The sequence below is a fragment of the Inquilinus limosus MP06 genome (assembly GCF_000767795.1).
GTDB lineage: Bacteria > Pseudomonadota > Alphaproteobacteria > DSM-16000 > Inquilinaceae > Inquilinus > Inquilinus limosus_E.
This window is the reverse complement of the sequence record NZ_JANX01000092.1, coordinates 1-15,698: the sequence shown is the minus strand read 5'-3', so window position 1 is coordinate 15,698 and position 15,698 is coordinate 1. Positions and strand designations below refer to the sequence as shown.

13 protein-coding genes are annotated in these 15,698 nt (G+C 69.4%); 10 read left to right on the top strand and 3 right to left on the bottom strand.

Annotation, left to right across the window (positions count from 1 at the left end):
* Together P409_RS10230 and P409_RS10225 are read left to right on the top strand one after the other, a co-directional pair.
* On the top strand, window positions 1-1,670 hold a 1,670-nt coding region (locus P409_RS10230; protein WP_238578638.1), incomplete at its 5' end, for a glycosyltransferase family 39 protein.
* Window positions 1,670-2,785 carry a glycosyltransferase gene (locus P409_RS10225; RefSeq protein ID WP_034835065.1) on the top strand — a complete coding sequence of 372 codons (1,116 nt, stop codon included), beginning with the start codon at window positions 1,670-1,672 and terminating at the stop codon, window positions 2,783-2,785. The genes P409_RS10230 and P409_RS10225, both read left to right, overlap by 1 nt.
* Window positions 2,786-2,850: 65 nt before the next feature.
* Here P409_RS10225 and P409_RS10220 read toward each other — a convergent pair whose 3' ends face one another.
* Window positions 2,851-3,486 (bottom strand): TetR family transcriptional regulator, encoded by a 636-nt coding sequence (locus P409_RS10220; RefSeq protein ID WP_034835062.1) that lies wholly within the window; start codon window positions 3,484-3,486, stop codon window positions 2,851-2,853.
* A gap of 582 nt (window positions 3,487-4,068) precedes the next feature.
* On the opposite strand from P409_RS10220, the gene P409_RS10215 reads away from it, so the two are divergent.
* Both P409_RS10215 and P409_RS10210 read left to right on the top strand, forming a co-directional pair.
* Entirely contained in the window at window positions 4,069-5,097 is a 1,029-nt protein-coding gene (locus P409_RS10215; protein ID WP_202964620.1) for an efflux RND transporter periplasmic adaptor subunit, read from the top strand.
* Window positions 5,094-8,240 (top strand): efflux RND transporter permease subunit, encoded by a 3,147-nt coding sequence (locus P409_RS10210; protein WP_274519154.1) that lies wholly within the window; start codon window positions 5,094-5,096, stop codon window positions 8,238-8,240. Before P409_RS10215 ends, P409_RS10210 begins: the two co-directional genes overlap by 4 nt.
* Before the next feature lie 124 nt (window positions 8,241-8,364).
* Here P409_RS10210 and P409_RS10205 read toward each other — a convergent pair whose 3' ends face one another.
* Window positions 8,365-8,931, bottom strand: a complete 567-nt coding sequence (locus P409_RS10205) for an ankyrin repeat domain-containing protein (protein WP_034835059.1) — start codon at window positions 8,929-8,931, stop codon at window positions 8,365-8,367.
* Between the two features lie 165 nt (window positions 8,932-9,096).
* On the opposite strand from P409_RS10205, the gene P409_RS10200 reads away from it, so the two are divergent.
* The 4 genes from P409_RS10200 to P409_RS10185 all read left to right on the top strand — a co-directional run bounded on the left by P409_RS10200 (window position 9,097) and on the right by P409_RS10185 (window position 12,998).
* Entirely contained in the window at window positions 9,097-9,750 is a 654-nt protein-coding gene (locus P409_RS10200; RefSeq protein ID WP_034835055.1) for a peroxiredoxin, read from the top strand.
* Between the two features lie 9 nt (window positions 9,751-9,759).
* Window positions 9,760-10,005, top strand: coding sequence for a hypothetical protein (locus tag P409_RS10195; protein ID WP_034835052.1), 246 nt, complete (start codon window positions 9,760-9,762; stop codon window positions 10,003-10,005).
* Window positions 10,006-10,146: 141 nt separating this feature from the next.
* On the top strand, window positions 10,147-10,761 hold the full coding sequence (locus tag P409_RS10190) for a hypothetical protein (protein WP_152613320.1): 615 nt from the start codon (window positions 10,147-10,149) through the stop codon (window positions 10,759-10,761).
* A 422-nt stretch (window positions 10,762-11,183) separates the two neighbouring features.
* Window positions 11,184-12,998: an ABC transporter ATP-binding protein gene (locus tag P409_RS10185; protein WP_238578637.1), complete on the top strand. Its 1,815-nt coding sequence runs from the start codon at window positions 11,184-11,186 to the stop codon at window positions 12,996-12,998.
* Between the two features lie 139 nt (window positions 12,999-13,137).
* On the opposite strand, the gene P409_RS10180 is transcribed toward P409_RS10185, so the two are convergent.
* On the bottom strand, window positions 13,138-14,046 hold the full coding sequence (locus P409_RS10180) for a LysR family transcriptional regulator (protein WP_034835048.1): 909 nt from the start codon (window positions 14,044-14,046) through the stop codon (window positions 13,138-13,140).
* A 113-nt stretch (window positions 14,047-14,159) separates the two neighbouring features.
* Here P409_RS10180 and P409_RS10175 point away from each other — a divergent pair, with 113 nt between their 5' ends.
* Both P409_RS10175 and P409_RS10170 read left to right on the top strand, forming a co-directional pair.
* Window positions 14,160-14,900, top strand: coding sequence for an SDR family oxidoreductase (locus P409_RS10175; protein ID WP_034835046.1), 741 nt, complete (start codon window positions 14,160-14,162; stop codon window positions 14,898-14,900).
* Between the two features lie 240 nt (window positions 14,901-15,140).
* Entirely contained in the window at window positions 15,141-15,320 is a 180-nt protein-coding gene (locus P409_RS10170; RefSeq protein ID WP_034835043.1) for a hypothetical protein, read from the top strand.
* Window positions 15,321-15,698 lie beyond the last annotated feature (378 nt).

Here is a 15,698-nt window from a genome sequence, read left to right as displayed (position 1 = left end):
CGATAGGCGCAGCCCGTCCTCAGGGGCGGCTGCTGGGAATGCGGATGACCGACGCTCTTTCCGCCGCGTCCGCCCGGCGCGGATCCTCGGGATCCGCCGGCTGGCTGCGGCTCGATACCCCCCAGGGGGCGATCTTCTGGCTGATCCTGCTGGGCGGGCTGCTGCGGCTCGCCCTGGCCTGGGCGCTCGGCTACGGCAACGGCGAATCCTACTACGTCGCCACCGCCCGGTTCTGGGCGCTCAGCTATTTCGACCAGCCGCCGCTGTTCCTGTGGATCACCCACGCCATGATCGGCCTCGGCGATGCCGAGCTGTGGCTGCGCCTGCCCTATGTGCTGATGTTCGGCGTCTCGACCTGGCTGATGTACCGGCTGGGCGCCTACCTGTTCGGCGCCTGGGCCGGGGTGTGGGCGGCGCTGCTCCTGAACCTGTCGGCCGTGTTCTTCCTCAGCGTCGGTAGCTGGGTGCAGCCGGACGGGCCGCTGTTCCTGTTCCTGCTGGCCGCGGCGTACTGCACCGCCCGGGTGGTGGTGCCGGAGCCGGAGACGCTGTCGCGCGCCGCGGCCTGGGGCTGGTGGCTGGCCACCGGGGCCTGCTTCGGCCTGGCGCTGCTGTCGAAGTATCACGCCTCGCTGATGATGGCCGGGCTGCTGCTGTTCCTGCTGACCACGCGGGGGCGCCGCCGCTGGCTGCTGCATCCGGCGCCCTGGGTCGCGGTGGTGATCGCCTTCGCCATCTTCTCGCCGGTGCTGGTCTGGAACGCCGACAACCAGTGGGTGTCGTTCCTGTTCCAGGGCGGCCGCAGCTCCGGCGGGCGCTTCCGGCCCGACTGGCTGGCCCAGAACATCGGCGGCCAGGCGATCTGGCTCTTGCCCTGGGTGTGGCTGCCGATGATCTGGGTGTTCGTCGCCGGCCTGATCCGCGGCCCGAAGGACCTGCGCGGCTGGTTCCTGGTCAGCCTCGCCGTCATCCCGATCGTGCTGTTCACCGCCGTCGCCTCCTGGGCGAAGATCGGCGCCCATTTCCACTGGCAGGCGCCGGGCTACCTGCTGCTGTTCCCGCTGCTGGGCGCCGCCACGGCGCGGTGGCTGGAGAACGGCAGCCGCGCCGCGCGGATCTGGCTCAAGGCCTCGGGCGTTGCCACCGTGTTCGTGCTGGTGGTGCTGGGCAGCCACGCCGCCACCGGCTGGATGCGGGCCCTGCCCTATCTCGACCGGGCCCATCTCGAGCACGATCCGACGCTGGAGGGGCTGGACTGGACCGACCTGCGCGCCGCGGCGCGGGAGCGCGGCTGGTACGATCAGCCCGGCCTGTTCGTGGTCGGCACCCAATGGCACCAGACCGGCAAGATCGACGTCCAGCTCGGCGACCGGCTGCCGGTGCTGTGCCTGTGCCGCGACCCCCGCAACCTGGCCTTCGGCTGGAACCAGATGGACTTCGCCGGCCATGACGCGGTGATCATCGGCCAGGACGAGTTCCTGAAGGATTTCGACGAGCGCTGGCGGCCCTATTTCGCCTCGGTCGAGCCGCAGCCGGACATCATCGTCCATCGCGGCGGCCGGGCCGAGCTGACCCTGCATGTCTACACCGCGCGCGGCTTCAAGGCGCCTTGGCCGCTGCCGCTGCCGCCGGGCGCGCCCTGGATGGCCGCCCAAGGGTCGGCGTCGTGATGCGCTACGAGCTCGCGGTGGTGGTGCCGACCCTGAACGAGGTCGGCAATGTCGGTCGCCTCGTCGAGCTGCTCGACGCCGCGCTGGCCGGGATCGCCTGGGAGGTGATCTTCGTCGACGACGATTCGACCGACGGCACGGCCGAGGCGGTCTACAGGATCGCCGAGACCCGGGACAATGTCCGCTGCCTGAAGCGGATCGGCCGGCGGGGCCTGTCCTCGGCCTCGGTCGAGGGCATGATGGCGACCGGCGCGCCCTATCTCGCGGTGATGGACGCCGACCTGCAGCATGACGAGACGCTGCTGCCGAAGATGCTGGCGCGGCTGAAGGCCGACACGCTGGACATCGTCGTCGCCAGCCGCTTCCTGCCGGGCAGCGACCTCGGCACCTTCTCGGAGAAGCGCGAGCGCCTGTCCGGCCTCGGCATCCGCCTGGCCCGCATGGTGGTGCCGAAGGAGCTGACCGACCCGCTCAGCGGCTTCTTCATGCTGCGCCGGCCGCTGATCGAGGAGGTGGCGGACCGGCTGAACGGGCAGGGCTTCAAGATCCTGCTCGACATCTTCGCCTCGGCCGGGCGCCCGCTGCGCTTCGCCGAGCTGCCCTTCGTCTTCCGCAGCCGGCTCAGCGGCGAAAGCAAGCTCGACTTCGCCGTCAGCCTGGAATTCCTGATGCTGATCTTCGACAAGCTGCTGGGCGGCACGATCCCGGCGCGCTTCATCCTGTTCGTCATGGTCGGGCTGTCCGGCGTGGCCGTGCAGCTGGCCCTGGTCGGGCTGTTCCTGCACGCCTTCCGCTGGGACTTCTACTGGGCCCAGGCGGTGGCGACCGTGGCGGCGATGACCTCGAACTTCGCCCTCAACAACCGCATCACCTATCGCGACAAGCAGCTGCGCGGCCGCGACTTCCTGCGCGGCCTCCTGTCCTTCTACGCCGCCTGCGCCATCGGCGCCCTGATCAACCTGCAGGTGGCGGAGTTCCTGTTCGAGCGCAGCGTGCCCTGGGCCCTGGCCAGCTTCCTCGGCGCCGCCCTGTCCTCGGTCTGGAACTTCGGCGTGACCTCGACCTTCACCTGGAGCCGGCGCGGCCGCGCCCGCCCCCAGGCGGCCGGGGAATAGGCACCGCCATCCGGGCCCAACCCGGATGGCGGCTCATCGTGCGGTCTGAACGCTTCGGCGCCGGCTCAGCAGAGCGCCGGCTCGGTCTCGCGCCGGAACGAGCGGAACAGCTCGCCGACGCTGCGGGTGCCGGTCTCGACCAGGTCGAAGCGACGTCCGAAGCGGATCCAGTCGACCATCAGCCCGACCATCAGGCAGGTCAGGGTGCTGGCCGCCACCTCCGGCGGCCAGGCCGGGCTCAGCCGCCCGGATTCCTGCGCCGCCCCGAAGGCGCGGTTCATCGTCGCCCGCATGTGGTCATGCGCCTCGCGCTGCCGCGCCAGCGCCGCCAGCATCTCGCCGACATACTCGCAGCGGCAGGTCAGGATGGTGAAGACGCGCTGGCGCTGCTCATCCTCGGTCAGGGCGATGAAGCTCTCGACCGTCGCCTGCTCGATCAGGCCCAGCGGGTCGGGATGGCCGTCGGCCATGGCCCGTTCGACGATATCCTCCGCCGGCAGCTTCACGCGCTCATGCAGCGCCTCGAACAGCTCGACCTTGTTCTTGAAGTGCCAGTAGATGGCGCCCCGGGTCACCCCGGCCGCGTTGGCGATCAGCTCCAGCGAGGTGCGCGACACCCCGTCCACGAAAAACAGCCGCTCCGCTGCGTCCAGAATCTTCTGCCGGGTCTCTTCCGCCTCGGCCTTGGTGCGGCGTGCCATGTCTCTATCCCTCTCCCCCTTTTTTCTCTTTACATACGTTCGAGTATGTATATAAGTCCATCCCTGCCTGACATCCCGGAGGCCCCGGGGTGTGTGCGGCGCAAAAAAATCCGACAGCGGGAAGGGGTTGTCGTGAGTTCAGCCATCCGGACTCCGGGGTGTCCCCCGACGATGCTCCCTCTGGTCCGGGGTTGGCTGCCCCCACTTTCCCGATAGACTGTTCCGTCTCGCCGGCACGCTGTCCGCCATTGCTCGGGCGGCAAAGTGCAGGCATTCTGGAGATGAGCCGATAAGGCGGTGTGGGGGTCAGGTGAAATGTCGAGGGGTTGGTCTGCATCCCTCATACATACATTCAAGAATGTATGTAAATCAATCCCGCACGTATTGCCGTCGTCAGAATTTGTTGTGCAGTGCAAAAAACTCTCAGGCAAAGGTGCGGTCACCGTGATCAGGACGTCTTCTCTTCGCGCCGTCGCATTGGCCGCTACCCTGGCCGCCGCGCCGATTCTTGCATCTTGCAACGAAAACACCGGTGAAGCCCAGGCCCAGACGCAATCCGCGCCGCCGCCGCCCGAGGTGACGGTGCAGGAGGTGTCGGCCGGGCCGGTGCCGCTGACCTACACCTATGCCGCCCGCGTGTCGGCCTTCCGCGAGATCGAGGTGCGCGCCCGCGTCGGCGGCATCCTCTTGAAGCGCGACTACATCGAGGGCGAGCGGGTGCGGGAGGGGCAGGAGCTGTTCCGTATCGACCCGGCCACCTATCAGGCCGAGGTGGCGCGCGTGCAGGCCCAGCTGCAGCAGGCCCAGGCGCAGCTGGCCAACAGTCGGATCAATGCCGAGCGGGCCGCGAAGCTGTTCGCCTCCCGCGCAGGGTCGGAGCGCGACCGCGACGACACCGCGGCCCAGGTGCGCACCGACGAGGCGGCGGTGGCCGCCGCCCAGGCGCAGCTGAAGACGGCGCAGCTGAACCTCGACTACACCACGGTGACGGCGCCGCTGGGCGGCATGACCAGCATCGAGGAGGTGCCGGAGGGCAGCTTGATCAGCACCAACGGCCTGCTGACCCGGATCACCCAGCTCGACCCGGCCTATGTCAGCTTCTCCTTCAGCGACGCCGATTTCGCCGAGATCCGGCGGCTGCTGGACGAGGGCAAGGCCGAGGGGCCGCAGGACCGCCGCTTCCCGGTGACGGTGAAGCTGGGCGACGGGCGGACCTACGACCAGGGCGGCACCATCAACTTCACCGACAGCATCGTCGACAACCAGACCGGCACGATCCGCGCCCGCGCCGTGCTGCCGAACGCCCAGGGCCTCTTGATGCCGAACCAGTTCGTGCGGGTCACGGTCAGCGGCCTGACGCTGAAGCAGGGCGTGGTGGTGCCGCAGATGGCGGTGATGCAGGGCCCGCAGGGTCCCTTCGCCTATGCCCTGGGCGAGGGCAACAAGGCCGAGGCCCGGCCGCTGACGCTCGGCCGCGAGGTCGAGGGCGGCTGGCTGGTCGAGAGCGGCCTGAAGGGCGGCGACCGGATCATCACCGAAGGCGTGATCAAGGTCCGGCCGGGCAGCCTGGTGCGCCCGTCCGAGGCCAGGGTCGCGGAGGCCACCCCGTGATCTCCCGCTTCTTCATCGACCGGCCGGTCTTCGCGGCCGTCCTCTCGATCGTCATCACCCTGGCCGGCCTCGTCGCCATGCGGGTGCTGCCGATCGCGCAGTATCCCGAGATCGTGCCGCCCGAGGTGACCGTCTCGGCCAGCTATTCCGGCGCCAGTGCCGAGACCGTGGCCCAGACCGTCGCCGCGCCGCTGGAGCAGCAGATCAACGGCGTCGACAACATGCTGTACATGCGGTCGACCAACACCGGCGACGGCACCATGACGCTGACCGTCACCTTCAAGATCGGCACCGACCCCGACCAGGCGACGATCAACGTCAACAACCGCGTCCAGCGCGTGCTGCCGACCCTGCCGCAGGAGGTGCAGCGCACCGGCGTCCGGGTCGACAAGAAGTCGAGCTCGATCCTGCAGGCGGTGATCCTGCATGACGAGAGCGGACAGTACGACCCGATCTACCTGAACAACTACGCGCTGCTGAACGTCATCGACGACCTCAAGCGCGTGCCCGGCGTCGGCGACGCCTCGCTGTTCGGCGCCGGCAAGGACTATTCGATGCGGATCTGGCTGCGGCCGGACAAGCTGGCGCAGTACAACCTGACGCCCAGCGACGTCTCCGCCGCGATCCAGGAGCAGAACGCCCAGTTTGCCGCCGGCCGCTTCGGCGAGGAGCCGGACGCGAACGGCCTGGCTTTCACCTATTCGGCCACCACCGACGGCCGCCTGCCGAACGCCGAGGCCTTCGAGAACATCATCCTGAAATCCGACAGCAACGCGGCGACGCTGCGGCTGAAGGACGTGGCGCGGGTCGAGCTCGGCGCCCAGGCCTACAACTCCGCCGCCAACTACAACGGCAAGCCGGCGGCCGCGATCGGCATCTACCTGCAGCCCGGCGCCAACGCGCTGGAGACGGCGGAGGGGGTGAAGGCGCGGATGGAGGAGCTGAAGCAGGCCTTCCCCGACGGCATCACCTACGCCATCCCCTACGACACCACCCGCTTTGTCGAGGTCTCGATCGACGAGGTGATCAAGACCTTCATCGAGGCGATGGTCCTGGTGGTGCTGGTGGTCTTCGTCTTCCTGCAGAATGTGCGGGCGACGCTGATCCCGGTGATCGCCGTGCCGATCTCGATCCTCGGCACCTTCGCCGGCATGTACATGCTCGGCTTCTCGATCAACCTCCTGACGCTGTTCGGCCTGATCCTCGCCATCGGCATCGTCGTCGACGACGCGATCGTCGTGCTCGAGAATGTCGAACGCATCATGCGCACCGAGAAGCTGCCGCCGAAAGAGGCGGCGCGGAAGGCGATGGACGAGGTCTCGGGCCCGGTCATCGCCATCGTGTTGGTGCTGTGCGCCGTGTTCGTGCCGGTCGCCTTCATGGGCGGCCTCGCCGGCGAGATGTACCGGCAATTCGCCGTCACCATCGCGGTGTCGGTCACCATCTCCGGCATCGTCGCGCTGACGCTGACCCCGGCGCTGTGCGCCCTGATCCTGAAGCCCGGCCACCACGAGCCCGCCCGGCCGTTCCGCTGGTTCAACCGGGTGTTCGACGGCATCACCTCGGCCTACACCGCCGGCGTGCGCTTCTTCCTCAAGCGCTTCGCCATCGGCCTGCTGCTGTTCGCCGGCTTCGCCGGGGTGGCGGGCCTTCTGTTCCAGAAGATCCCGGGGTCGCTGGTGCCGGACGAGGACCAGGGCTACCTGATCGTCGCCGCCTTCCTGCCGCCCGCCGCCTCGCTGGAGCGGACCGAGAAGGCGCTGTCCGAGGCGACGCAGAACATCCTCAAGCACCCGGCGGTCAGCGAGAGCATCGACGTGCCCGGCTTCGACCTGCTGTCGGCCGCGCAGAAGACCTATGGCGGCGTCGTCTTCGTGCCGCTGAAGGACTGGTCGCAGCGCACCGACCCGGCGCTGGACGCGCGCAACCTGCCGGGGCCGTTCATGGGCATGAACGCCGGCATCAAGGACGCGATGGTGCTGGCCTTCAACCCGCCGCCGATCATGGGCATGAGCACCACCGGCGGCTTCGAGGCCTATGTCCAGGACCGCACAGGCGCCGGCTATCCGGCCCTGGCCGCGGCGACGCAGAAGCTGGTCGAGGCCGCGGCCCAGCGGCCGGACCTGGCCGGGGTGCGGTCGATGTTCAACATCGCCATCCCGCAATACAAGCTCGACGTCGACCGTGAGAAGGCGCGGGCGCTGGGCGTGCCGATCTCGTCGATCTTCGACGCGATGCAGGCCACCTTCGGCAGCCTCTACGTCAACGACTTCACCCTCTACGGCCGCAACTACCGGGTCAGCCTGGCGTCGGAAGGCAGCTTCCGCCAGCGGCCGGAGGACCTGAAGCAGGTCTTCGTCCGGGCCGATGGCGGGGCGATGATCCCGATCGACGCGCTGGTCAAGGCGCGCCGGGTGGTCGGCCCCGACCAGGTCGAGCGCTTCAACATCTTCCCGGCGGCCAAGATCATGGGCGGCCCGGCGCCCGGCTACTCCTCCGGCCAGTCGATCGCGGCGATGGAGCAGCTGGCGAAGGAGGTGCTGCCCCAGGGCTACGCCCTGGCCTGGACCGGCTCGGCCTTCCAGGAGCAGTCGGCCGGCGGCTCGGGCAACCAGGCGCTGCTGTTCGGCCTGGTCATGGTGTTCCTGATCCTGGCGGCGCAGTACGAGCGCTGGTCGCTGCCGATCGCGGTGCTGACCGCCGTGCCCTTCGCCCTGTTCGGGGCGCTGGTGGCGGTGTGGCTGCGCGGGCTGCAGAACGACGTCTACTTCCAGATCGGCTTGGTCACGCTGATCGGCCTCGCCGCCAAGAACGCGATCCTGATCGTCGAGTTCGCGGTCTTGAAGCGCGAGGAGGGGATGAGCGCCTTCGACGCGGCGCTGGAGGCGGCGAAGCTGCGCTTCCGCCCGATCGTCATGACCTCGCTGGCCTTCATCCTGGGCTGCCTGCCGCTGGCGATCGCCAGCGGCGCCGGCTCGGCCAGCCGCCACTCGATCGGCACCGGCGTGATCGGCGGCATGCTCGCCGCCACCGTCATCGCCACCTTCTTCATTCCGATGTTCTACCGGCTGATCGCCTGGCGCGATCGCAGGAAGCCGGACACGGAAGCGGGGCCCGCCTTCCCCCAGGCGGAGCATCCGTGAGACGGGGCCGCCCCACGGCCCCGCCTCGGTCCCGGTCGTCATTGCTGCCCCTCGACGACCGGGACTCCTAACCGGACGGGGCGCGGACCGCAACCCGCGCCCCGTCCATCACCTCGATACCGGGTCAGTCCGACAGGCCGGCCTTGCGCAGCCGGGCCGCGACCGCGCGCGACCGGCTGGTTTCGGCCCAGCCCAGGGCGGAGCGGCCGGTGAAGTCGCGCAGCTGCGGGTTGGCGCCGCCGGCCAGCAGCGCCTCCACCGCCGGCAGGTTGCCGTCGCGGGCCGCCGCCATCAGGGGCGTGATGCCCTGGCGGTTGGCGCGGTTGGGGTTGGCCTTGCCATCCAGCAGCGCACGGACGACATCGGCGTCGCCGGTGTCCGCGGCCCAGAACAGCGGCGTGTTGCCGATCGAATCGGCCTGGTTGGGCTGGGCGCCGAAGTGCAGCAGCTCGCGCACGATCGGGGTGCGGCCGTCCCGGGCGGCGATCACCAGGGCGGTGCGGCCGTTGAGATCGGTCGCGTTCGGGGGCGTCCCGCTCAGCAGCAGCGTGCGGACCTTGGCGACATCATTGGCATCGACCGCCTGGATCAGCTCCGGCGCCCGCCGCAACACGTCGATCTCGGCCACGGCGGGGCCGCCGAGAGTGAGAAGCAGCGCCGCGGCCACCGCGATGCGGGTGCCTCGTTTCATCCGGTCCCTCCAGCAGATCCGCAGGTCGTGCGGGTGCAGGTCATGCAGGCTCGGGCGCGAGCTTATACCGCGCCCGGCGCCCGGGCCAGCCGGTTGGCCCCGGCGGCGCGGCTGGATTATCCTTGGGCAACGCCGTCGCCACCGCCGTCATCAGTGAGGTCCGCCATGACCGAGACATCCCCCCTGCCCAGCCTGCCCCGCCTCGGGCAGGTGGCGCCGTCCTTCGAGGCCGAGACCACGCATGGGCGCCTGGCGCTCGAGGATTTCCGGGGCAGCTGGGTGGTGCTGTTCTCGCACCCGGCCGACTTCACCCCGGTCTGCACCACCGAGTTCGTCGCCTTCGCCCGCATCGCCCCGGCGCTGAAGGAGCGCGGGGTCGAGCTGCTGGGCCTGTCGATCGACAGCATCTACGCCCATCTCGCCTGGACCAAGCGGATCGAGGAGCTGTTCGGCACCCGCATCCCGTTCCCGGTGATCGCCGACGGCGACCGCAGGGTGGCCACGCTGTACGGCATGATCATGCCGGAGCAGTCGGGCACCGAGACCAGCCGCTGCGTCTTCGTCATCGACCCCACCGGGGTGGTGCGGGCGATGATCTACTATCCGCTGACCACCGGCCGGAACATCGACGAGATCCTGCGCCTGATCGACGCGCTGCAGACCACCGACAAGCACAAGGTGGCGACCCCGGCCGACTGGCGCCCCGGCGACAAGGTGATCGTGCCGGCGCCGCGCACGATCGAGGATGCCGATGCCCGGGCCAAGGGCGGCTACGACTACACCGATTTCTGGTATTGCGAGACCGGGGTGAAGGGCTGATCCGGCGCCGTGGCCTGCATCAACCCCGACGGCACCCTGACCGAGGTGGCAAGGCGCAGCCTGACCCTGCTGGCCGAGCCGCACACCGCGGCGCGGCTGGCGGAGGCGGCCGGCCTGCCGCTGTGGCGGGTTCGCGCCACCCTGCGCGAAACCGGCCGGGCGAAGCTGGTCGCCTGCCTGGACCCCGATGCGGCCGATCCGTCCTGGCGGATCACCGAGCTGGGTGTCGAGGCCCTTGAGCTGAGTCGGGACTGATCGCGCTTTACTGATGCATCCCAATGAGATAAGGGTTTTCCCTGAAGCACCATATGAGCTGGGTCGCATTTCGGATTCTGTCGGCCCGGCTTCTGCGCTAGAGTGCGGGCGGATGGATCTGCGGGGGTACCGATGAGGACGATGAAGGGTTTTACCGCGGCCGCGTTGGCCGCCATGGCGCTGGCGGCCTGCCAGGAAGCACCGCCGAAGCCGCAGACGGGGGGCCTGTTCCCTGATGTCGGCAACTACCAGCCGGCCAACCTGCCGCCCAAGGCGCAGCTGACGCCGACCGAGGTGCGCTACGACCTGCTGGTCAAGCTGCAGACCGAGATGATGGTCACCGGGCTGAGCTGCAAGGAAGAGTACAACGATCCGATCATCTTCCGGACGTTCAGCCAGTGGGTCGTCAACAACGACGACCGGATCCTGGACACCCAGGACAAGCTCGGCAAGCTGCTGGGCAAGTACAACAAGGGCAACGGCGCGCGGCTGTTCGATACCTACCGCACCAAGATGGCGAACGACGAGTCCCAGCGCATGCAGCGGATGACCCAGGGCGCCTACTGCTTGGCGCGCAAGGACCAGTTCGCCGAGGTGGTGACGTACACCCCGCAGCAGCTGGACGACTATCTGAACAAGTCCTACGAGCTTCTGCACACGCGCTACAACGAGGTCGGGGCCAAGACCCAGACCGCGGCGGCGCCGACCGACAAGGCTGCGGCGGCCCCTGCCGTCAAGCCGAAGAAGAAGCCGTAAGCACCAGCTTTCTCTTTTGCCGATCCATCCGGAAAGGGCCGCGCGAGCGGCCCTTTTTCGTTCCGGCCGGACAGCCTTCCCATGACGGCTTGCCGAAACATTCTGTCGCTGGTATCAAGGACCTCCCCGCCGGTCGCGGCGGGAGGAATGGGCGTCCACGAAACGGCAGAGGGGGAGTTGCAGTGGCATCGACACGCATCGTCAGCTCCCCGGACCTCCGCCATTAGGTAGGTCCGCCTCCGCGCTCCCGGCTGGTCTGGCCCCGGGGGCCTCCGGACCCCGCCCAGGACGCCCGATGGCCCGAATCGCCCGGACGTCCACCCCGAAACCCTCAGATCGCCGTCGGCACCGGGCCCCGCCCACGCCGATTCGCCTGAACCGTTCAGCCGGGAGGATGCCGCTTCGGCGGTGTCGGAACGACCGTGGCGCCAGACCAGACCACCACCAACCAGACCACCCCTCAGAATCCCCTCACGCGCGTGCTGCGCTTCAGCTACGGCCATTGGCGCCGACATCCGCTGCAGATCGCGGTCGCGATGGGCGGCGTGCTGGCGTCGACCGGCATCGACGTCGTGCTGCCGGTCTTCGCCGGCCGCATGGTCGACGCCATCGCCTCAGGCCCCGGCGGCTATGACGCCGCGCTGGCGGCGCTGCTGACCATCATCGGGCTCGGCATCGTCTATGTGGCGCTGCGCGACACCGTGTTCCGCGCCATCATCCGGCTGACCACCCGGATCATGCAGGCGATGACGCAGGAGGCGTTCTGGCGCGTCCAGCGCTTCTCGACCGACTGGCACGCCAACAGCTTCGCCGGCTCCACCGTCCGCAAGATCAACCGCGGCACCTGGGCGATGGACCTGCTGAACGACGTCATCCTGGTCGAGCTGCTGCCGTCGATCCTGGTCCTGCTCGGCGCCACCGCCCTCCTGGCCGCGCGCTGGCCGCTGATGGGCGCGGCGGTGGCCTGCGGCGTCGCCGTCTTCCTGCTGGTCAGCCTGGTGCTGGTGCTGCGCTATGTCGCCCCGGCGGCGCGGCTGGCCAACGAGATGGATTCGAAGCTCGGCGGCAACCTGGCGGATTCGATCGGCTGCAATGCCGTGGTGAAGACCTTCGGCGCCGAGCGGCGCGAGGACGCCTTCATCGCCCGCACGGTGGAGACCTGGCGCCAGCGCACCATCCGCACCTGGCACCGCGGCACCAATTCCGGCACCACCCAGAACCTGATCATGGTCGGGCTGAACGGCATGGTGCTGGGCATCGGCCTGTGGCTGTGGGGACGCGGCCTGGCGACGCCGGGCGACATCACCTACATCCTCGGCACCTACGCCCTGATCCACGGCTATCTGCGCGGTATCGGCATGCATGTCCGCAACCTGCAGCGCGCGGTCAACGACATGGAGGAGCTGGTCGACTTCATGGACCAGCCGCTCGGGGTCGAGGACCGGCCGGCGGCGCCGGCGATCAAGGTCGAGGCCGGCCGCATCGACTTCGACGCCGTCACCTTCCGCTACCAGGGGCAGAAGGAGCCGATCTATGATGGCTTCTCCCTGACCATCGCCCCGGGCGAGCGGATCGGCCTGGTCGGCCATTCCGGCAGCGGCAAGAGCACCTTCGTCAAGCTGGTGCAGCGCCTGTACGACCTGAACGGCGGCGCCATCCGCATCGACGGCCAGGACGTCGCCGCGGTGACGCAGGAGAGCCTGCGCCGCCAGATCGCCCTGGTGCCACAGGAGCCGGTGCTGTTCCACCGCACCCTGGCGGAGAACATCGCCTATGGCCGGCCCGACGCGACGATGGAGCAGATCGTCGACGCGGCGAGGCAGGCCTATGCCCACGACTTCATCGCCCGCCTGCCGCAGGGTTACGACACGCTGGTCGGCGAGCGCGGGGTGAAGCTGTCGGGCGGCGAGCGCCAGCGCGTCGCCCTGGCCCGCGCCATCCTGGCCGACGCCCCGGTCCTGATCCTGGACGAGGCGACGTCCAGCCTGGACAGCGTGTCGGAATCGCTGATCCAGGCGGCGGTGGAGAAGCTGATCATCGGCCGCACCACGATCATCGTCGCGCACCGGCTGTCGACCGTGCAGAAGGTCGACCGCATCCTGGTGTTCGACCGCGGCCGGATCGTCGAGCAGGGCACCCATGCCGAGCTGGTGAAGCGCGAGGGCGGCCACTACCGCGAGCTGTTCGAGCACCAGGCGATGGGGCTGCTCGACGGGCAGGAGGAGGCGGCGGCGTAGGCCGCCCCCACTGTCCTGAGCAGGACGAATGCGTTGTTGCCTCTCCCGCGTCCGGCGGGAGAGGCAACGCGCGAAGACGCTCGACATACCGTCAGCCCTGGAATGCGGGGACCGTGATCCGGCCTAGCCGCCTCCCGCCCTATCCGCCTTCCGCCGAGGGCAGGCGGGCCGCGAACTCCGCCGCCAGCCAGTCGATGAACACCCGCACCCGCGGCGACAGCTGCCGGCTGTGCGGGTACAGCACATAGACCGGGGTGGGGGCGGGCGGCATGTCGGCCAGCACCTCGACCATGGTGCCGGCCGAAAGGTCGTCGACCAGGCGGTAGCGCGGCAGCTGGATCAAGCCGAGCCCGAGCCGGGCCGCGGCGAAATAGATCTCGGCGCCGGCCGCCGACACCGTCACCGGCAGCGTCACCTGGCGCGGGGCGCCGTCGGCCGTGAACTCCAGCGGCATCAGCGCGCCGGTGGCCGACGACAGGAAGCCGACCATGCGGTGGCCCGCCAGGTCGTCCAGCGTGCGCGGCGTGCCGAACCGCTGCAGATAGGCCGGGCTGGCGAAGGTGCCCTCCGCCAGCACCGCGATGCGCCGGCCGATCAGCGTGCTGTCGGCGGGCTGGCCCACCCGCAGCACGCAATCCACCCCCTCGCGCACCAGGTCGACGAAGCGGTCGCCCTCGCCGAAATGGATCTGGATGTCCGGGTACTCCGCCAGGAAGCGCGGCAGGCCGGGCATCATGAAGGACCGGGCCAGGATGCCGTGCACGTTCACCCGCAGCAGACCCTTCGGCTTGGCTCCGGTGAAGGCGGCCTCGGCCTCCTCGATATCCGCCAGGATCGTCAGGCAGCGCTGGTAATAGGCCTCGCCGTCCAGGGTCGGGCGGACCTGCCGCGTGGTCCGCTGCAGCAGCCGCACGCCCAGCCGCGCCTCCAGCTGCTTGACGCCCTCGGTCGCGGTCGAGCGCGGCAGACCGAGATCCTGCGCCGCCAGCGAGAAGCTGCGCCGCTCGACCACCCGCAGGAACAGCTGCATCGCATCCAGCCGGTCCATTCGAATTGTTCCCGATCTTCGAATGATGATGCCGGATCAAACCAGATTATCCGGCAAGCGGGAAGGCGCATCTTTGCCTCATCCCACAACGAGATCGGCTTTCGGAGGACATCATGAGCGAACGGAACACCAGGGTCGCGATTGTCACCGGCGCCTCCCGCGGCATCGGCGCCGCCATCGCCGAGCGGCTGGCCCGCGATGGCTTCACCGTCGTCATCAACTACGCCGGCAATGCCGAGGCGGCCGAGGCCCTGGCCCGCAGGATCGAGCAGGCCGGCGGCCATGCCATCTCGGCCCAGGCCGACGTGGCCGACCCCGCCGCGGTGCGGCGCATGTTCGACGCGACGGAGACTGCCTATGGCGGTGTCGACGTGCTGGTGAACAATGCCGGCATCATGCCGCTGGCGCGGATCGCCGACGCCGACGACGCGCTGTTCGACCGCACGGTCGCGGTCAACCTGAAGGGCAGCTTCAACACCCTGCGCGAGGCCGCCAAGCGGCTGCGCGACGGTGGCCGGATCATCAATTTCTCGACCAGCGTCGTCGGCACCAGGCTCGAGACCTACGGCGTCTACACCGCGACCAAGGCGGCGGTCGAGGCGCTGACCGGGATCCTGGCGAAGGAGCTGCGCGGCCGTGGCATCAGCGTCAACGCCGTGGCCCCGGGCCCGACGGCCACCGACCTGTTCTTCAACGGCAAGACGCCGGAGCTGGTCGACCGCCTCGCCAAGGCCGCCCCGCTGGAGCGGCTGGGCACGCCGGAGGACATCGCCAACGTCGTCTCCTTCCTCGCCGGCCCGCAGGGCGGCTGGGTCAACGGTCAGGTCCTGCGCGCCAATGGCGGCCTCGTCTGAGAGACCGTTCGATACTGCTACTGGCGCGGCCGTCCGATGGCGGACTCGAAGCTTCCGGTGCTCACGGACTTGAACGTCCGCTGCGCTCCGGTTCTCGAAACCACCGCCAGCCGACCCACGCCAGCGCGGTCTCGAACGGTTTCCAATCCTCTCGCTGCTTCCTCTTGTTCGGATTCTGAGGAGAAGAAGCCATGAGTTCCGCCATCGTCGCTGGAGCCGGCCGACGCCGACCCGCAGGCGGTGGCGGACGCCATCGTCAGGGTGGTTGGCACGCCCTTCGGCCGGCGGCCGTTCCGGGTCCATGTCGACCCGTCGCAGGACGGCGCTGAGATCGTCAACGGCGTCGCCGACCGGGTGCGGGCCGAGCTGCTGCGGCGGATCGGGCTCGAGGACATCCTAACGCCGCGCGCGATCGGCTGAGCGCGGGCCAGATCGGCCTGGACGGGACTCGTGGCGGCGGTATCGTGCGGAAGCACGAAGGCCGCGGCCCGGCCCGGGCTGATCTGACGGAGGACGCCATGCCCGAGATTCGCATCATTGCCGACGGGCTGCAGTCATCACCTTGTCCGGCACCGGACGGCTCGCGGCGATGGAGTGGGCCGAGCCGGGGCCCGAGCTGGCCTATGTCCGCTAGCCCGCATGGCTGACGATATCGGCCGGCTCGCGATCCAGCTCGGGACGCTGTTCCGGCTCACCGCCGGGGGACGGATCGAGGGGGAGAACGACCCGGACCGGTCGCCCGGCCCCCGCCTCTGGCTCGCCGGATGCGCCGCCGGCACCGTCTTCGCCGTCCGCTCC